We start from the raw sequence: 17,381 nt of genomic DNA, 5'->3' as shown, positions 1-17,381 counted from the left end.
TTCGGTTGTGGAACGCGGGCGGTACCCCGACATGCATCGGGCGTCCGCGTTGTTCAAGACTGTAACCGAAGGCATGGACGGGTGAGATGGTCGTCCGAACCGCGAGATGGAGATCACGTTGCTGGATGAGGTGGAGCGCTGGCTGGCCCGGCGGTCCTGGTCCGTGGCAGACCGTCCGGTGGAGCGGCTGCTGGCCGCCAAGCGGGGGACGAGGGTCAGCGTGGTGCTGCCGGCGCTCGACGAGGAGGCGACGGTCGGCGAGATCGTCTCCGTGATCCGCCGCGAGCTGATGTCCGAGGCGGTCCCGCTGGTCGACGAGCTCGTGGTGATCGACTCCGGTTCCACCGACCGTACGGCCGAGGTCGCGGCGGCGGCCGGAGCGCGGGTGGTGGCGCGGGACGAGATCCTTCCGCGCATACCGACCGTGCCCGGCAAGGGCGAGGTGCTGTGGCGGTCACTGATGGTGACCGACGGTGACATCATCTGTTTCGTCGACGCGGATCTCCGGGACTTCTCCGCGGACTTCGTCACCGGCATCGTCGGTCCGCTCCTGACCGAGCCGGACGTCGACTTCGTGAAGGCGATGTACGACCGCCCGCTCGGCGACACCCCAGGCCAGGGGGGCCGGGTGACGGAGCTGGTGGCCCGGCCGCTGCTCAATCTGCACTGGCCGCAGCTGGCCGGATTCGTCCAGCCGCTGGGCGGCGAGTACGCGGCGCGGCGTTCGCTGCTCGAACGGCTGCCGTTCCCCGTCGGTTACGGAGTGGAGCTGGGCCTCCTCGTCGACGCGCTGCACACGGTCGGCCTCGACGCCCTCGCCCAGGTCGACGTCGGCGTCCGCAAGCACCGCCACCAGGACGGTCAGGCGCTCGGCCGGATGGCGGCGGCGATCTACCGGACGGCACAGCTGCGGCTGTCCCGCGGGCATCTGGTGCGGCCGCGGCTGACGCAGTTCGAGCGGGACGAGTCGGGCGGCGGCAAGGGCTTCACGCCCCGGACGTACGCGGTGGACACCGAGGAGCGGCCGCCGATGGCCGAGATCACGGAGTACGCGCGCCGACGCGTGGCGTAACGCCGCATGATGACACTTCTTACCTAAATTTCCGTTTCATGCGGTTCACCTATCGAATGACTACCTTCCTGGCGGCGCTCGGTCTGGCCGCCGGCGCCCTCGGCTCACTGTCCCTCGCCGCGGCCGGTCCGGCCGCGGCGGATGGGGTGGAGCCCTTCGGCAAGCGGTACGACGCGTCTCTGTACGGCGACTTCACCACGATCGGCAACACCGTCGCCAGGGAGCGGAGCACCGCCCGCTCCATGATCGGCGACTACGGATCGAGCACCGGCCGGCTGACGATCCCTGCGGGCGCCGAGGTGACGTACGCCCGGCTCTTCTGGGGCGGGAACGACGGGACGTACAGGGCGCCGAACGGCGCGCAGCTCCCGCGGTGCGCGCTCTCCGGCAGCGATCTGGCGCCCTCGCCCGACGACCACGCGACCGCCGCGCCGCACCTCCGGGTGGGTGCCGGGCCCGAGACGCCGGTCTCCATCGACTCCATGGTCACCGACCCGGCGGAGACCGACGGCCCGCACCACTACACGGGCGAGTCGGACGTGACGGCCGCGTTCGCGGGCGTGCGCGGCACGGACGTGCGGGTCGCGGTCGGCAACATCTGGGCGCCGAACGGCAAGGGCTGCGTGGCGGGCTGGTCCCTGACGGTCGTCCACTCCTTCCCGGGCCCCGAGCCGACACACGCGAAGCCGTCGGACGCGAAGCGAACGCCCGCGGAGCCGACGCGCGCGGAACCGACGCGCGCGAAGCCGGCGCACGCGCCGGGCCGTCGCCATGTGTACGTCTACGGCGGTCACGTGCTCCAGCGCCCGACCTCCCCCGCGACGACGATCGCCGTCGACGGCTTCCAGCGGACGGCGGGCGCGGTGCGGGCGAGCGTGACGGCGTACGGCGGCGACCGGAACACGCCCGGCAGCGGGTTCCTGGTCAACGGCGAGACGGTCCCCGAGAGCCGCACCGGACACACCGGACACACCGGACAGGGCATCGACACCACGACCTTCACCGTCCCTGACGGGGCGATCCCGGTGGGCGCCCGGTCGGCGGAGCTCGCCTTCACCCCGGCCGGTGGCACCTACCTGGCCTCCGCCCTCGCCTTCTCCGTACCGGTGCCGGACCTTATGACCACTGATGCGGCGAGCCCGAAGCAGGTGAAGCGGGACCACACCCCGACACCGACCCTCGCCTCGCCCCCCGTGGACACGGCGGATCCCGCGCCCACCGCGACGGCGACCTCGGCCTCGGCCGATACCGACGTCGAGCCGACACCGGTCACCACTCCTCCTCGCCCGCGCTCGGCCCCGCACGGTCCCAGCGGCTCGATGGCGGAGACCGGCGGCAACGGCGAGCGCCTCTGGCTGCTCGGCGGCCTCGCCCTCGCCCTGGCGGCGACGGGTCTGGTGGCGAAGGCGGCCCTGCGTGGCCGGCGCGAACTCTGAGGCGCGGATTCGCCACACTCGTATACGTACGTTTGAGCGTTTACGGGAGGGGCTAGGTTCGCCACATGGCTTCTGTGCTCGTTGCCTCCAATCGGGGCCCCCTCTCGTACGTCCTCGCCGCCGACGGCACGCTCAGCGCCCGGCGCGGCGGGGGCGGCCTCGTCTCCGGCCTGTCCGCCGCCCTCGCCGAGCAGCCCGAGGCGCTCTGGGTCTGCGCCGCGCTGTCGGACGGTGACCGGGAGGCCGTGCGCCAGGGCGTCTCCGAGCCCGGCGTGCGGATGCTGGCCCTCGACCCGGGGGTCTACGACGACGCGTACAACGGCATCGCGAACTCGGTGCTGTGGTTCCTCCACCACCATCTGTGGGACGTGCCCCGCGAGCCGGTCTTCGACGCGGCGTTCCGGCGCCGCTGGGAGTCGTACCGCGCCTACAACCACTCCTTCGCCCAGGCGCTGGCGGAACAGGCGGCCGAGGGCGCGGAGGTCCTGGTGCAGGACTACCACCTGGCGCTGGTTCCGGGGCAGCTGCGGGAGCTCCGCCCCGACCTGCGGATCGCCCACTTCACGCACACGCCGTGGGCGTCGTCCGAGTATCTGCGGATGCTCCCCGACGACATCCGCGAAGAGCTGGTGTGGGGGATGCTCGGCGCGGACGAGCTCGGCTTCCACACCTGGGCCTGGGCGTCGACGTTCATCGGCGGTGCGCAGATCGACAGCGCCGAGGGGACGGCGCAGGGCTCCTGGCCGAGCGGCGACCCGTGGCGGGGAGTGCGCCACCGCCGGCAGGGCGGTCCCAAGCGCTCCACGCGGGTGCAGGTGTACCCCCTCGGCGTGGACGCGGACGAGCTGCGGTCGCTGGCGCACCGGCCCGAGGTGGACGAGCGGCTCGCGCAGCTGCGGGCCGAGGTCGGCGACCGGAAGACGATCGTGCGGGTGGACCGCACGGAGCTGTCGAAGAACGTGCTGCGCGGCCTCCTCGCCTACCGCGAGCTGCTGCGCGAGCGGCCCGAGTGGCGCGACCGGGTCGTCCACCTGGCCTCGGCGTACCCCTCGCGCCAGGACCTGGCGGTGTACCGCGCGTACACGGCGTCGGTGGCCGAGCTGGCGGAGGAGATCAACGCCGAGTTCGGCACGGACGACTGGCAGCCGGTGCTGCTCTCGGTGAAGGACGACTTCACGCGCTCCCTCGCGGCCTACCGGATGGCGGACGTGGCCCTGATCAATCCCGTACGGGACGGGATGAACCTGGTGGCCAAGGAGATCCCGGTGGTGTCGGAGGAGGGGTGCGCCCTGGTCCTGTCGACGGGGGCGGGGGCGTACGGCGAGCTGCGCGAGGACGCGCTGACGGTCAACCCGTACGACATCTCCGAGACGGCGCGTGCCCTGCACGAGGCCCTGACGATGCCCCCGGGCGAGCGCTCCGAGCGCACGAAACGACTGGCGGCCACGGCGACCGCGCTGCCGCCGCAGCAGTGGTTCCTGAAGCAGCTGGAGGCGCTGCGCGGCTGACCGGCCGGCGGGCTCCCCGTTCCGGCCGGGCCGCGTCCCGGTGAAACCCTTCGGCAGCGTGGGATTTGCGCGATCAACCCCTCCTCGCAGTGGGTCCTTTCGTGTCAGACTCTGCGGCGATCGTTCCCCCAGGCGATCGGGCGAGACACCAACCACGCAACCACGCTGTCGAAGGGCACGACGTGAAGAAGATTGTCGTGGGCATGACCCTAGGGTCCGCGCTCACCGCCCTCCTTGCTGCGGGACTCACCCCCGCCGCCGCACAGGAGGCCCGGGACATCGCACCGGGGGCCACCGCCCCCCGCAGTGACAACCGTCCCGGACCGCTCACGAAGCAGCGCACCGAGCTGCGCAAGCAGGCGATCGACAAGATCGCCAAGGGGAAGGCCGAGCCGAACGCCCGTGGCGTCGTCGAGATCGCACCCGGCAAGTTCGTGGAGACCACGACCGAGACGACATTCCGCCAGGAGAAGATCTTCACCATCCTCTCCGAGTTCGGCGAGCAGAGCGCCGGACGGTACGGCTCCACCCCCGGCCCGCTGCACAACCAGATAGCCCAGCCGGACCGGAGCGTGGACAACTCCAACGCCTGGACGGCCGACTTCGACAAGGCGTACTACGAGAACCTCTTCAACGGCCCCGGCGAGTCGATGAAGACGTACTACGAGAAGCTGTCGAACGGCCGCTACTCGGTCACCAACACCGTCGAGGACTGGGTCAAGGTCCCGTACAACGCCTCCTTCTACGGCGACAACGCCGTCGAGGACAACGGCGGTTCGTGGGCCTTCGTCCAGGACACCGGCGACGCCTGGTGGAACGCCCAGATCGCGGCCGGGAAGACGCCCGCCGAGATCGACGCCCACCTCGCCCAGTTCGACGTGTGGGACCGCAACGACTGGGACCACGACGGCAACTTCGACGAGGCCGACGGCTACATCGACCACTTCCAGGCCGTCCACGCCGGCATGGGCGAGGACGCGGGCGGCGGTGCCCAGGGCGAGGACGCCATCTGGTCGCACCGCTGGTACGTCAACGGTGACGACTACGGCCTCACGGGGCCGGAGGTGTCCGGCACCCAGAACAAGGCGGGCGGCGCCCGTATCGGCCAGTCGAAGTACTGGCTCGGCGACTACACCACCGAGGGCGAGAACGGCGGTCTGGGCGTCTTCTGCCACGAGTTCGGCCACGACCTCGGCCTGCCGGACTACTACGACACCAACGGCGGCGAGAACTCCACCGCCTTCTGGACGCTGATGAGCAGCGGCTCGTGGCTCGGCCACGGCGACGCCGCCGGCGCCGGCATCGGCACCCACCCGGGCCTCATGGGCGCCGAGGAGAAGATGTTCCTCGGCTGGCTGGACTACTCCGACGCCCCGCTGGGCAGCTCCGGAACCTTCACGCTCAACCCGGCCCAGCTCCAGGTCACCGGCAAGGACCAGGCGGTCCGCGTCGCGCTGCCGGACAAGACCAGCAGCACGACGTACGCCACCCCCGCCTCGGGCTCGCACGCCTGGTGGACCGGCTCGGCCGACGGCCTGAACCAGTCGCTCACCCGCTCCCTCCCGGCGACCTCGCGCGTCACCGTCCAGGCGAGCGCCTGGTACGAGATCGAGGCCGACTACGACTACCTCTTCGCCGAGTACTCGCTCGACGGCGGCAAGAACTGGTCCCGCGCGGGCGCGGCCGTCGACGGCTCCTCGGCCGACCGGTGGACGTCGCTGCGCTACTCCTACGACGCGGGCGGCGCCGAGTCCCTGTTCCGCTTCCGCTACCAGACCGACGGCGGCGTGCACTTCGCCGGCGCGTTCCTGGACGACATCCGCTTCACCTCCGGCGGGACGACGCTCCTGGCGGACGACGTCGAGCAGGGCGTGGGCGGCTGGACCGCCGACGGCCGGTGGAAGATCTCGACCGGCACGGAGACGGCCACCTTCCCGCGCTACTACCTGGTCGAGAACCGCGAGTACGTCGGCAGCGACGCCCTGCTCGCCGAGGGGCCGTACCAGTTCAGCAAGGGCATCACCGCCCCGGACTGGGTGGAGTTCTTCCGCTACCAGAACGGCATGCTGGTCTGGTACGTGGACCGCTCCTACGACGACAACAACGTCAGCACCCACCCCGGTGGCGGCCAGGCCATGGCGGTCGACGCCCGCCCGACGCCCTTCCGCTACGCGGACGGCACCGCGCCGAGCAACCGCCGCCAGCCCTTCGACGCGACCTTCGGCCTGGAGGCCACGGACGCGACCTGCCTCCACAAGGAGGCCCTGTCGGGCAAGGGGAAGACCCAGACGGTCGTGACCATGGCGGCGTGCGCGCCGACGGTCCCGGGCATCGCGGTCTTCGACGACACCGACCCGAACGCGTACTACGACACGGCCGCCCCGCAGGCCAGCGTGAAGGTCGCGGGCCACGGCGTGAAGGTCACCGTGACCGGCGACGCCGGTGACGACCTGACGATCAGCGTGGTCAACCCGGCGTCCTAGGGCCGGGTCCGGAAAGCGCGTGCCAGGCGTCGTGGGCCAGGCGGGACTTTCCGGACACGACCCAGGCGCCGGTGCGCCGGCGAAGGCGGTGCGGGCGGGCCTCAGCGGGCCTCCCGTACCGCCTTCGCCAGGTTCGCGAGGAAGTCCACGACGGCCGCGGGGCCCGCGACCGCCAGGTCGGCCCGCTCGGTCAGTTCCGGGACCTCCGCGGAGCCGCTGCAGACCAGCAGGCCCGGGGTGCCGTTCGAGCGGAGCTTCTCCACCGCGGCGAAGGCCGGGAGGTCGCCCAGGTCGTCACCCGCGTACAGGACGGAGCCGGCGCCCACCTCCCGTACGTACTCCCCCAGCGCCACGCCCTTGTCCATGCCCGGCGGGCGCAGCTCCAGGACCATGCGGCCCGGTTCGAGGACCAGGCCGTGCCGGGCGGCGAGATCGGCGAGGGGGACCTTGAGAGCCTCGAAGGCGGCCTGGGGGTCGGTGGAGCGACGGGTGTGGACGGCGACCGCGCGGCCCTTCTCCTCGATCCAGGTGCCGGGCCAGGCGCCGACGCTGTCCAGGAAGCCGGGGAGTTCGGCACGGACCGCGGCCACACCCGGATGCACGGCGGAGGCATGGACGGTGCCGGTGACCGCGTCCCAGCGCTCCGCGCCGTAGTGGCCGAGGACGACGAGGTGTTCCAGGCCGGGGACGCCGGCGAAACCGCCGTAGCGGACGGCGACGCCGGCCGGGCGGCCGGTCACCACCGCGATCGAGGCGACCTCGGGCGCGAGTGCGGCGAGCGCGGCGACGGCGCCGGGGTGGGCGCGGGCCTGCTCCGGGTCCGGGACGATCTCGGCGAGCGTCCCGTCGAAGTCGAGGGCGACCACGGCCTTGTCGGGCCGCGCGAGGAGCGCGGCCAGGCCGTCGCGGCCGGCGGGCGTGGTCGGGTGCGGAAGGCTGCTGACCATAGGAAGACCCTACCGACGCGCGCTCAACGGCGCTGCTCCTTCTCCGCACGGACCCGCCTCAGCCGGTTGACGGTCACCGGATCGTGTTCCAGGGCGCGCGGGTCGTCCAGGAGCGCGTTGAGGAGCTGGTAGTAGCGGGTGGCGGACAGGCCGAGCTGCTCGCGGACGGCCCGCTCCTTGGCGCCGGGGCCCGGCCAGGAGCGGCGCTCCAGGGCGAGCACGGCACGCTCGCGCTCGCCGAGGCCGCCTCCCCGTTCCTCATCGTTGGTCATACGACCCAACTTATTCGGCGTTCTCCGCCTCCGTCGCCTCGCGGCCGATCTTCGCCAGGACCTCGGCGGGCTTCTGGCCGGGCGCGACGGCCTTGCCGATGTTCTGCTTGACGGAGTCGCTGACCCGGGCCCAGGACGTCTTGCCCACCGGCGGGAGCTGGGCGCTCGGCAGCTCCTTCAGGAACTCACGGAGGTCCTTGTGCTCCTCCTCGCTCTCCATGCGGGAGTACGCGCTGACCGTCACCGGCAGCAGGTCGTTGTCCCCCGCGAACTCCAGCACGTTCTCGTCGCTGAAGACGAAGTCGAGGAAGTCCCCGATCTCCTCGCGGTGGCCGTTCTGCTTGAAGCCCATGATCCAGTCGGCGACGCCCATGGACGCCTTGGCCTTGCCGGCGACGCCCGGCAGCGCCACCTTGCCGACCTTGACGCCCTTCTTCCGGGCCTCCTGCATGAGCGAGGGGTGACCGTTGAGCATGCCGACCTCGCCGCGCGAGAAGGCCGCGAAGGCGTCCTTGCGGTTGAGCTTGCCGGGGGCGACCGGGCCGGTGAGCTCCTTCTCGACCAGGTTCTCCTTCAGCCAGTCGAAGGTCCGGACGTTCAGGTCGGAGTCGATGCGGTAGCGGTCGCTGCCGTCGGTGTAGCCGTCACCGCCGCTGAGCAGCCACATCATCGTCTCGGCCTGCGCCTCCTCCGGGCCGAGCGGCAGCGCGAAGGGGTACGGGACGTCCTCGTCCTTCAGCTTCTGGGCGGCGGCCGCCAGCTCCGCCCAGGTGGCCGGCGCCTTCGTGATCCCGGCCCGGTCGAAGAGGTCCTGGTTGAAGAAGAGCAGACGCGTGGAGGCGGCGAACGGCAGGCCGTACTGGGTGCGCCTCATCTCGCCGGCGGCGACGAGCGGGGCGAGGAAGTTGGCCTGGACGGGGATGGAGAGCATTTCGTCGGCGGAGTAGAGCTCGCCGGCGGCGGCGTAGTCGGCGTAGGCGCCGATCTGGGCGATGTCGGGGGCCTGGCCGGCCTTGACCATCTCGGCGACCTTGCGGTCGACGTCGTTCCAGGACTCGATCTGGACCTCGACGTTCACGCCGGGGTGCTCGGCCTCGTAGGCGGCGGTGAGCTTCTCCCAGTACCGCAGGGTCGTGTCGCCACCGGTGAGGTCGTAGTCGGCGGCGACCAGCTTCAGTGTCACGTCGCCCGAGCCGGCGCCGGTGAGGCCGCAGCCGGCCAGACCCGCGGTCAGGCCCAGCGCGGCGATCGTCGCGGTCAGTCCAAGAAATCGCCGCTGCACAGCGTCGTCCCACCCTCTTGCTCGTCGTCGAGCTGTGATTTTCACAGGGTAGGAAGCATAAGGTCTACACCACTTGGGTATCGCTTCGGCGTCGGTCCCGGCCTATTTGTATGACCGCGCAACAATATCGGCCAGTGGACTAGACCTTTCGGGCGTTCGCACGCGAGACTGTCCCCGTGAGACACGTCATCGCCCTGGATGTGGGCGGCACCGGCATGAAGGCCGCCCTCGTCGGGGCGGACGGCACCCTGCTCCACGAGGCCCGGCGCGCCACCGGCCGCGAGCGCGGCCCCGAGGCCGTCGTCGAGACGATCCTCGACTTCGCCGCCGAGCTGCGCGCCCACGGCGTGGAGCGGTACGGGCAGCCCGCCGCGGCCGCCGGCGTCGCCGTTCCGGGCATCGTCGACGCCGAGAACGGGATCGCCGTCTACGCCGCCAACCTGGGCTGGCGCGACGTCCCCCTGCGCGCCCTGCTCAGCGAACGCCTCGACGGCATCCCCGTCTCGCTCGGCCACGATGTCCGCACCGGCGGCCTCGCCGAGGGCCGCATCGGCGCGGGGAACGGCGCCGACCGCTTCCTCTTCGTACCGCTGGGCACCGGCATCGCCGGCGCCATCGGCATCGGCGGCGTCATCGAGGCGGGCGCCCACGGCTACGCCGGCGAGATCGGCCACATCGTCGTCCGCCCCGGCGGCACCGAGTGCGGCTGCGGCCAGCGCGGCTGCCTGGAGCGGTACGCCTCCGCCTCCGCCGTCTCCCTCGCCTGGGCCGCCGCCTCCGGCGACCCGGACGCGGACGCGGCCGACTGCGCCAAGGCGGTCGAGTCCGGGGACGCCCGGGCGGTCCGGGTCTGGCAGGACGCCGTCGACGCCCTCGCGGACGGCCTGGTCACCGCGCTCACCCTGCTGGACCCGCGCACGCTCATCATCGGTGGCGGTCTGGCCGAGGCCGGGGAAACCTTGTTCACACCCCTGAGGGCGGCGGTGGAGGAGCGCGTCACGTTCCAGAAGCTGCCCGCCGTCGTCCCGGCGGCCCTCGGGGACACCGCCGGATGCCTGGGCGCGGGCCTCCTCGCCTGGGACCTGCTCGCCGACCAGCGCCCCACCCACCACGAGGGCCCCGCCCGCAACGAGCCCGACTCGGAGGTATCCGCCTGATGGCCGATCGCACAGTTCTCGCCGGCGCCCGCGTGGTGCTGCCGACCGGGATCGTCGAGAACGGACGCGTGATCGTCGAAGGCGGCCGCATCGCGGGTGCGGGCACCTCCCCCGGCCCCGCCGGGGCGACCCCCACCCGGTCCGAAGGCCGTGGGGAAGCCCCGGCGGACGCACCCGCCCTGGACCTGTCCGGTCACTGGGTCGTCCCGGGCTTCGTCGACATGCACAACCACGGCGGCGGCGGAGCCTCCTTCACCTCCGGCACGGTCGAGGACATCCTCACCGGTGTCCACACGCACCGGCTGCACGGCACCACCACCGTGGTCGCCTCGTTCGTCACCGGTGAGCTCGACTTCCTGAGCGCTCGGGCCGGCCTGCTCTCCGAACTGGCCGAGCAGGGCGAGATCGCCGGCATCCACTTCGAGGGGCCGTTCATCTCCCCGTGCCGCAAGGGCGCTCACGACGAGACCCTGCTGCGCGACCCCGACCCCGCCGACGTCCGCAAGCTCGTCGACGCCGCCCGCGGCCAGGCCCGGATGGTCACCCTCGCGACCGAACTGCCCGGCGGCATCGACTCCGTACGCCTGCTCGCCGAACACGGCGTGATCGCCGCGATCGGCCACACCGACGCGACGTACGAGCAGACCGTCGAGGCCATCGAGGCGGGCGCCACCGTCGCCACCCACCTCTACAACGCGATGCCCGGCCTCGGCCACCGCGCCCCCGGCCCGATCGCGGCGCTCCTGGAGGACGAGCGCATCACGGTCGAGCTGATCAACGACGGCACGCATCTGCACCCGGCCTCCCTGGAACTGGCGTTCCATCACGCGGGCCCGCGGCGCGTCGCGTTCATCACCGACGCGATGGACGCGGCCGGATTCGGCGACGGGCACTACGCGCTCGGCTCGCTGGCCGTCGAGGTGAAGGACGGCGTCGCGCGCCTCGTCGAGGGCGGCTCGATCGCCGGCTCGACCCTCACCCTGGACCGCGCGTTCAAGCGGGCGGCGACCATCGACGGGTTGCCCATCGAGTCCGTCGTGCAGGCCATCTCCGCCAACCCGGCCCGGCTGCTCGGCATCGACGACCGGGTCGGCTCGCTGGAGCCGGGCAAGAACGCCGACCTGGTCGTTCTCGACGAGAACTTCGACCTCAAGGGCGTCATGCGCAAGGGCGCCTGGGTGATTGAGCCCCAAGTGGCCTGAAAAGGACGGAACAGAGCGCACGGCGGTTGGCCCGGGGACTGGGCCAACCGCCTTCTGTTTGGCATGATCGGGGCTCGTTCCACGGCGGTTCCACGATCTTCCGACGCGTACGGGGGTACGGCAGGTGATTCTCACGGTCACCCTCAACACGGCACTTGACCTCACCTATCGCGTCCCCGCCCTGACCCCGCACGCCTCCCACCGCGTCACCCAGGTGATCGAACGCCCCGGCGGCAAGGGCCTGAACGTCGCCCGCGTGCTCGCCGCCCTCGGCTACGAGACGGTCGTCACCGGCTGCGCGGGCGGCCCGACCGGCGAGGTCGTCCGCGCCCACCTCGCCGAACTGCCGCTGACCGACGCGCTTCTGCCGATCGCCGGGCCCACCCGCCGTACCGTCGCCGTCGTCGACGCCGCGACCGGCGACACCACCCAGCTCAACGAGCCCGGCCCCACCCTCACCCCCGCCGAGTGGTCCGCCTTCACCGGCCACTACACCGAGCTGCTCGCCGGCGCCCAAGCGGTGGCCCTGTGCGGCAGCCTGCCACCCGGCATCCATGTCGGCGCGTACGCGGAGCTCGTCCGCATCGCCCGCGGCGCCGGCGTTCCGGTCCTGCTCGACACCAGCGGTGAGCCCCTGCGGCGCGGCATCGCGGCCCGCCCGGACCTCGTCAAGCCCAACGCGGACGAACTCGCCCAGCTCACCGGCTCCCGCGAACCGCACCGCGCCACGCGCGACGCCCGCCGGCGCGGCGCGCACGCGGTCGTCTCCTCGCTCGGCCCGGCCGGCATCCTCGCCGCCACCCCGGACGGCCTGTGGCACGCCGCCCCGCCGGCCGCGGTGCGGGGCAACCCGACCGGAGCCGGCGACTCGGCCGTCGCGGGCCTGCTGTCCGCTCTGGTCGACGGACTCTCCTGGCCGGACCGGCTGGCCCGGGCGGTCGCCCTGTCGGCGGCGACGGTGCTCTCCCCGGTCGCGGGCGAGTTCGACCGGAAGGCGTACGAGGAGCTGCTGCCGCGGGTGACGGTCACGGAACAGGTCGCGGCGGCATAGCGAAAGCCCCGCGGAACCGAAGGTTCCACGGGGCCCGCGCCGAAGCCGTACGGATCAGAGGTGGCTGATCCTCACCCAGTCGAAGATCACGTCGCACTGGTTCCCCTGCTCGCAGGAGAGCATGATCGTGTTCTGACCCTTCTCGAGCGACACCTGGGACCACGTGGTCTGCCAGTTCTTCTCGGGGTTCGGGTCGCTGGTGCCGATGAAGTTCTTCAGATTCATCGGGTTGCTGTTCGCCTTGCCGTTGACGGTGACGGTGGCGTTGGCGTCCTTGGCGGGGATCGCGTACCGCACTTCCATCTTGTACGTGCCGGCCTCGGGCACCTCGGTCTGCCAGGTCGCGGACGAGCCGACAGCGTTGAACCCGGTCACGTACAGGCCGTCCGTGCCCTGCGCGCCCTTGATGGTCTTGTCGAGCTGCGCCGTGCCGCCCAGCTTGAGCGTCGCCGCGTCCTGCTGCGGCAGCTCGGCCGGGGTCTCGTCCGCGCTGGGCGTGGTGGAGGGCGTCTCCTGGACCTGCGAGGATCCGCCGGTCGGCTTGCCGCCCGCGGTCCCGCCGTCGGAGTTCTCGTCACCGGTGTTGTTGATGACGGCGGCGGTGATACCGATCACGACGACCGCGACGACCGCGATCGCACCGACGAGCAGGCCCTTGGTGTTGGGTCCGCGGCCGCCACCGCCACCACCGCGCTGGGGCGGGATCGGCGCCTGTCGGGTCCGGTCGCCGCCGGGGTACGTCTCGGGCGCGGCGTACTGCGCGTTGGGCTGGCCGTACTGCTGCTGGCCACCGTAGGTCTGCTGCTGCGGCACGCCACCGTACTGGCGCTCGCCGACCGTCCTGACCTGGTTGTACGAGGTTCTGGGGACACCCGGCTGCGCGGCCGGGCCGGGGTAGCCGTAGCCGCCCTGTCCCGGCGGCTGGGCGCCTGCCGCCTGGCCGTCCGCGTACAGGTAGCCGAACGGATCGTCGTCCTCGGGCGTGTTCGCGCCGTCGTTACCGGCAGCCATCCCTGGTCACTCCTATCCATGCTCGCCAGCCGTCGCCGACCGGCCGAGCCTACCTCGAACGGGCCACCCGCCGATCCGTCTCTTGACCGACCATGAAGTGACTCACAGGTAGCGTCGCGGCCTATCCGGCGCGACGGTGGATCTTCGCCCGGGACCGCTTCTCGATGTACATCCGCTGGTCGGCGGAGTTCAGGACCTCTTCGACGCTCATGCCGCACTCGGCCCAGCCGATGCCGAAGCTCGCCCCGACCCTGACCGCCCGTCCGTCGACCCGGATCGGCGGAATGATGGCGTTCCGCAGCCGTACGGCCAGGTCAGCGGCGTCGGCCGCGCCGAGCCCGTCGGCGAGGACGACGAATTCGTCACCCCCGAGCCGGGCGACCGTGTCCCCGTCCCGTACGCCGGTGGTGAGCCGCCGGGCGACCTCGATGAGCACCGCGTCGCCGGTGTGGTGCCCGAAGCGGTCGTTGATCGACTTGAAGCCGTCGAGGTCGCAGAAGAGGACGGCGAGCCCCTTCGTCCCGTCGTCCACCTCGCCGCCGGCGGGGGCGACGGTGTGGACGTGGTGGTCGTACGGCCCGACGGGGCCGGGCCCGGAGTCGAAGCCGAAGTTGTGCTCGTGCCCGTACGGGACGTCGTGGTCGGTCTCCGGCGCGGAGTGCGGGCGCTCGCAGAGCCGGGCGCTCAGCCGGGAGCGCAGCTCGGCGCTGTTGGGCAGGCCGGTGAGGGCGTCGTGCGAGGCGCGGTGCGCGAGCTGGAGCTCGTGGCGCTTGCGCTCCTCGATGTCCTCGACGTGGGTGAGGAGGAAGCGGGGGCCGTCGGCGGTGTCGGCGACGACGGAGTTGCGCAGGGAGACCCAGACATAGGTGCCGTCGCGGCGGCCGAGGCGGAGCTCGGCGCGGCCGCCCTCGGCGGAGGTGCGGAGCAGGGTGCCTATGTCCTCCGGATGGACCAGGTCGGCGAAGGAGTACCGGCGCATGACGGAGGCGGGGCGGCCGAGGAGGCGGCACAGCGCGTCGTTGGTGCGCAGGAGGCGGCCGTGCTGGTCGCCGCCCATCTCGGCGATCGCCATGCCGGAGGGGGCGTACTCGAAGGCCTGCCGGAACGACTCTTCACTGGCGCGCAGGGCCTGCTGCTCGCGTTCGAGACGCACGAGGGCGCGCTGCATGTTTGCCCGCAGCCGGGCGTTGCTGATCGCAATGGCCGACTGGGAGGCGTACATCTGCAGGGCCTCCTGGCCCCACGGACCGGGGTGGCGGCCGTTGCGCGGCCGGTCGACGGAGATCACGCCCAGCAGTTCACGCTTGGCGCCGGTGGCTCCCCCCGGGTGCCCGGAGCGCACGCCGGGGGCGTACATGGGCGCGTAGAGCCGGTCGTGGGGGTGCCACTCGTCCTCGAAGCGGGGGGCGGGGCCTTCGGTGTGCCACTGCGGGACGTCGTCCTCGATGAGGACCCAGCCCTCGGTGTGCGGGATGAACCGCAGGTCACCCCAGGCGACACCCATGGAGAGGCGGCGTTCCCAGGACTCCCGGGAGCCGACGCGGCCGGTGATCAGCGCTTCGGCGGCGGGGCTGCCGGCGAAGGCGGCGACGACGAGGTCACCGTCGGGGCGTACGAGGTTGACGCAGGCCAGTTCGTAGTTCAGGCCGACGACGATTCCGTCGGCGACGGTCTGCAGGGTGTCCGCCAGACTGCGGGCTGTGTTGAGGTCCGCCACGACCTGATGCAGCTGCCGCAGGGTCGCAAGACGGACGTACGGCTCCGACTCGGTCTCCATCGCTCGCTCTCCCCGAGACCTCGACAGCAACTCCAGGGTTCTCATCGGCTTCGTACTGCACTGTCCTTGCCACTGAATCACAGCGAGCTGTGCACCCGGTACACAGGGTCAACAAATACTGGGCTCTGTGACTCAAGTCACAACAGGTGATGAAGCGTTACAGAGGAGGTCGGAAAGCGCTCCCGTTCTTTCTTGAACGCAAAGAGAACGGTGCGGTACGGCAACGGAAGCGGAGGTCCTAGGACCGGCGAGGGGGCCGGGACTGGTCCCACGGCCCGATGCGGGCGGGCGCGGGGCGCGGCTAGCGTGCGAGGTGTGCTGACGACGACTCCCGCCCCGCCCCCCGCCTCGGATCTGGCGATCCCTCATGCTGAGGGGGTGAGCAACGACGAGTTCCGGGCGGCGATGTCCCGCCTCGCGGCGGGCGTGGTGCTGGTGACGGCCCACGACCCTGACGACGGTCCGCGCGGCGAGGACGTCGGGATGACGGCGACGGCGTTCATGTCCGTGTCCCTCGACCCGCCGCTGGTGCTGGTCAGCCTCCGCAACGGCTCCCGCATGGACGACCTGCTGGCGGAGGTGCCGGTCTGGGCGGTCTCCGTCCTCTCCGAGAGCCAGCGTCACATCGCGGGCCGCTTCGCCATGAAGGGCCGGGTGAGCGACCGGCTGCTCTTCGACGACGTCCCGTACACGCGCGGGGAGGAGAGCGGCGCCCCGCTCGTGGGCGGCGCGCTGGCGACCCTGGAGTGCCGCACGGAGAGCCGCGTGGTCGCCGGTGACCACACCCTGGTCGTCGGCCGCGTCCTGACGGCCGCGTTCCCGTCCGCGGAGGGCGGCCCGCTGGCGTACTTCCGCGGCAAGTACCGCCGTCTGGCCTGAGGCACGTACCGCCGACCTGGCCCGACCGGAGCACCCGGCTCCCGCCCCGGGCCGGCTCCCGGTCTCCGGTCCCGCGCTGTCTCGTGCGGTCTTGAGCGGTCTTGAGTGGCCTGCGGCGCGCTGCCCCGTCAGCCCCAGTCGCGCCTCTGGCGTCCCCGCTTCGTCTCGGACCGCTGCTTCTTCACCCGCAGCCGGCGCTCGTTGATCCCCCGGGGGATCTTCGTCGCACGGCGGGGCTTCGGCGGCGGCGCCGTCGCCTCCGCGAGGAGCGCCGCGAGGCGGACGGCGGCCGTCTCGCGGTTGCGCCACTGCGAGCGGTGCTCGGAGGCGCGGACCGTCACCACCCCGTTCACCAGGCGCGCGGCGAGCCGTTCGAGCGCGCGCGCCTTCCAGACCTCCGGCAGCGCCTCCGTCGACGCCAGGTCGAAACGGAGCTCCACCTGCGAGTCGCTGGTGTTGACGTGCTGCCCGCCCGGCCCCGACGACCGCGAGAAACGCCACATGAGCTCGGCCTCGGGCAGGGAGACGGAGCCGCGGATCGGATAGGGACCGGACATGTCATCCATGTTCCCCGGAACGGCTCCCGCACGTCATCCTGTTTTCCGCGATGGAACCGCCGTGCCTCCGCACGCGTTATCCCCTGCGACGACATCACGAAGGTCACGAAGAAAGGCACTTCCCCATGGCTGTAAGCCTCTCCAAGGGCGGCAACGTCTCCCTGACCAAGGAGGCCCCGGGCCTCACCGCCGTCACCGTGGGCCTCGGCTGGGACGTCCGGACGACCACCGGCACCGACTTCGACCTCGACGCCTCCGCCATCGGCGTCGACCCGGCCGGCAAGGTCGCCTCCGACGCGCACTTCGTCTTCTTCAACAACAAGTCCACCCCGGACCAGACCATCGTCCACACCGGTGACAACCGCACCGGCGAGGGCGGCGGTGACGACGAGCAGATCAACGTCAACCTCGCCGCGCTGCCCCCGAACGTCGACAAGATCGTCTTCCCGGTCTCCATCTACGACGCGGTGAACCGCTCGCAGAACTTCGGCCAGGTCCGCAACGCGTACATCCGCATCCTCAACCAGGCCGGCGGCGCCGAGATCGCCCGCTACGACCTCTCCGAGGACGCCGCCGTCGAGACCGCCATGGTCTTCGGCGAGCTGTACCGCAACGGCGCGGAGTGGAAGTTCCGCGCGGTCGGCCAGGGTTACGCCTCCGGCCTCGAGGGCATCGCCCGCGACTTCGGCGTCGCCCTCTGACGTAACGACAGCACGCGGGACGCGGGAGCCCCGGCGCGAGGACCGC

At 71.9% G+C, this 17,381-nt stretch carries 15 protein-coding genes; 9 read left to right on the top strand and 6 right to left on the bottom strand.

The window, feature by feature from the left end; all coding sequences use genetic code 11:
• Nucleotides 1-118: 118 nt before the first annotated feature.
• The 4 genes from ACZ4VW_RS22435 to ACZ4VW_RS22420 all read left to right on the top strand — a co-directional run bounded on the left by ACZ4VW_RS22435 (nucleotide 119) and on the right by ACZ4VW_RS22420 (nucleotide 6,499).
• Complete coding sequence (locus tag ACZ4VW_RS22435; RefSeq protein ID WP_467965317.1) at nucleotides 119-1,072, top strand: glucosyl-3-phosphoglycerate synthase; 954 nt, start codon at nucleotides 119-121, stop codon at nucleotides 1,070-1,072.
• 56 nt (nucleotides 1,073-1,128) lie between these two features.
• Nucleotides 1,129-2,508 carry a DUF11 domain-containing protein gene (locus tag ACZ4VW_RS22430; RefSeq protein WP_467965059.1) on the top strand — a complete coding sequence of 460 codons (1,380 nt, stop codon included), beginning with the start codon at nucleotides 1,129-1,131 and terminating at the stop codon, nucleotides 2,506-2,508.
• 65 nt (nucleotides 2,509-2,573) lie between these two features.
• A complete protein-coding gene (locus tag ACZ4VW_RS22425; RefSeq protein WP_467965057.1) occupies nucleotides 2,574-4,016 on the top strand; it encodes an alpha,alpha-trehalose-phosphate synthase (UDP-forming) in 1,443 nt (480 codons plus the stop codon).
• Between the two features lie 203 nt (nucleotides 4,017-4,219).
• Nucleotides 4,220-6,499: an immune inhibitor A domain-containing protein gene (locus ACZ4VW_RS22420; RefSeq protein ID WP_467965055.1), complete on the top strand. Its 2,280-nt coding sequence runs from the start codon at nucleotides 4,220-4,222 to the stop codon at nucleotides 6,497-6,499.
• A gap of 101 nt (nucleotides 6,500-6,600) precedes the next feature.
• Here the strand turns inward: ACZ4VW_RS22420 and otsB are convergent, their stop codons facing one another.
• The 3 genes from otsB to ACZ4VW_RS22405 are packed head-to-tail and all read right to left on the bottom strand — an operon-like array spanning nucleotide 6,601 to nucleotide 9,000.
• On the bottom strand, nucleotides 6,601-7,446 hold the full coding sequence (gene otsB / locus ACZ4VW_RS22415) for a trehalose-phosphatase (RefSeq protein WP_467965053.1): 846 nt from the start codon (nucleotides 7,444-7,446) through the stop codon (nucleotides 6,601-6,603).
• A 23-nt stretch (nucleotides 7,447-7,469) separates the two neighbouring features.
• Nucleotides 7,470-7,718: a DUF3263 domain-containing protein gene (locus ACZ4VW_RS22410; protein ID WP_467965051.1), complete on the bottom strand. Its 249-nt coding sequence runs from the start codon at nucleotides 7,716-7,718 to the stop codon at nucleotides 7,470-7,472.
• A gap of 10 nt (nucleotides 7,719-7,728) precedes the next feature.
• Nucleotides 7,729-9,000, bottom strand: a complete 1,272-nt coding sequence (locus tag ACZ4VW_RS22405) for an ABC transporter substrate-binding protein (protein WP_467965049.1) — start codon at nucleotides 8,998-9,000, stop codon at nucleotides 7,729-7,731.
• A gap of 176 nt (nucleotides 9,001-9,176) precedes the next feature.
• On the opposite strand from ACZ4VW_RS22405, the gene ACZ4VW_RS22400 reads away from it, so the two are divergent.
• The 3 genes from ACZ4VW_RS22400 to ACZ4VW_RS22390 all read left to right on the top strand — a co-directional run bounded on the left by ACZ4VW_RS22400 (nucleotide 9,177) and on the right by ACZ4VW_RS22390 (nucleotide 12,410).
• Nucleotides 9,177-10,157, top strand: a complete 981-nt coding sequence (locus tag ACZ4VW_RS22400) for an ROK family protein (RefSeq protein ID WP_467965047.1) — start codon at nucleotides 9,177-9,179, stop codon at nucleotides 10,155-10,157.
• A complete protein-coding gene (gene nagA / locus ACZ4VW_RS22395; RefSeq protein ID WP_467965045.1) occupies nucleotides 10,157-11,359 on the top strand; it encodes an N-acetylglucosamine-6-phosphate deacetylase in 1,203 nt (400 codons plus the stop codon). The genes ACZ4VW_RS22400 and nagA overlap by 1 nt, the downstream gene beginning before the upstream one ends.
• A gap of 124 nt (nucleotides 11,360-11,483) precedes the next feature.
• The gene (locus tag ACZ4VW_RS22390; RefSeq protein ID WP_467965043.1) at nucleotides 11,484-12,410 is read left to right on the top strand and encodes a 1-phosphofructokinase family hexose kinase; all 927 of its coding nucleotides are present in this window, start codon (nucleotides 11,484-11,486) and stop codon (nucleotides 12,408-12,410) included.
• 54 nt (nucleotides 12,411-12,464) lie between these two features.
• On the opposite strand, the gene ACZ4VW_RS22385 is transcribed toward ACZ4VW_RS22390, so the two are convergent.
• Both ACZ4VW_RS22385 and cdgB read right to left on the bottom strand, forming a co-directional pair.
• Nucleotides 12,465-13,421, bottom strand: coding sequence for a CBM35 domain-containing protein (locus tag ACZ4VW_RS22385; protein WP_467965040.1), 957 nt, complete (start codon nucleotides 13,419-13,421; stop codon nucleotides 12,465-12,467).
• 121 nt (nucleotides 13,422-13,542) lie between these two features.
• Nucleotides 13,543-15,198 (bottom strand): diguanylate cyclase CdgB, encoded by a 1,656-nt coding sequence (gene cdgB, locus ACZ4VW_RS22380; RefSeq protein WP_467965038.1) that lies wholly within the window; start codon nucleotides 15,196-15,198, stop codon nucleotides 13,543-13,545.
• A 315-nt stretch (nucleotides 15,199-15,513) separates the two neighbouring features.
• Here cdgB and ACZ4VW_RS22375 point away from each other — a divergent pair, with 315 nt between their 5' ends.
• Nucleotides 15,514-16,077 (top strand): flavin reductase family protein, encoded by a 564-nt coding sequence (locus ACZ4VW_RS22375; RefSeq protein ID WP_467965036.1) that lies wholly within the window; start codon nucleotides 15,514-15,516, stop codon nucleotides 16,075-16,077.
• Between the two features lie 128 nt (nucleotides 16,078-16,205).
• Here the strand turns inward: ACZ4VW_RS22375 and arfB are convergent, their stop codons facing one another.
• Nucleotides 16,206-16,643 carry an alternative ribosome rescue aminoacyl-tRNA hydrolase ArfB gene (gene arfB / locus ACZ4VW_RS22370; RefSeq protein WP_467965034.1) on the bottom strand — a complete coding sequence of 146 codons (438 nt, stop codon included), beginning with the start codon at nucleotides 16,641-16,643 and terminating at the stop codon, nucleotides 16,206-16,208.
• 116 nt (nucleotides 16,644-16,759) lie between these two features.
• Between arfB and ACZ4VW_RS22365 the strand changes: the two genes are divergently transcribed.
• On the top strand, nucleotides 16,760-17,335 hold the full coding sequence (locus tag ACZ4VW_RS22365; RefSeq protein WP_467965032.1) for a TerD family protein: 576 nt from the start codon (nucleotides 16,760-16,762) through the stop codon (nucleotides 17,333-17,335).
• Nucleotides 17,336-17,381 lie beyond the last annotated feature (46 nt).

The organism is Streptomyces sp. NPDC029139 (assembly GCF_055564335.1).
This window is presented reverse-complemented; position numbering and strand designations above follow the sequence as displayed.

Coding starts and splice junctions, on each gene's coding strand:
- ACZ4VW_RS22430 (WP_467965059.1), top strand. CDS start 1,129: ATGACTACCTTCCTGGCGGCGCTCGGTCTGGCCGCCGGCGCCCTCGGC.
- ACZ4VW_RS22425 (WP_467965057.1), top strand. CDS start 2,574: ATGGCTTCTGTGCTCGTTGCCTCCAATCGGGGCCCCCTCTCGTACGTC.
- ACZ4VW_RS22420 (WP_467965055.1), top strand. CDS start 4,220: ATGACCCTAGGGTCCGCGCTCACCGCCCTCCTTGCTGCGGGACTCACC.
- otsB (WP_467965053.1), bottom strand. CDS start 7,446: ATGGTCAGCAGCCTTCCGCACCCGACCACGCCCGCCGGCCGCGACGGC.
- ACZ4VW_RS22410 (WP_467965051.1), bottom strand. CDS start 7,718: ATGACCAACGATGAGGAACGGGGAGGCGGCCTCGGCGAGCGCGAGCGT.
- nagA (WP_467965045.1), top strand. CDS start 10,157: ATGGCCGATCGCACAGTTCTCGCCGGCGCCCGCGTGGTGCTGCCGACC.
- ACZ4VW_RS22385 (WP_467965040.1), bottom strand. CDS start 13,421: ATGGCTGCCGGTAACGACGGCGCGAACACGCCCGAGGACGACGATCCG.
- cdgB (WP_467965038.1), bottom strand. CDS start 15,198: ATGGAGACCGAGTCGGAGCCGTACGTCCGTCTTGCGACCCTGCGGCAG.
- arfB (WP_467965034.1), bottom strand. CDS start 16,643: ATGGATGACATGTCCGGTCCCTATCCGATCCGCGGCTCCGTCTCCCTG.
- ACZ4VW_RS22365 (WP_467965032.1), top strand. CDS start 16,760: ATGGCTGTAAGCCTCTCCAAGGGCGGCAACGTCTCCCTGACCAAGGAG.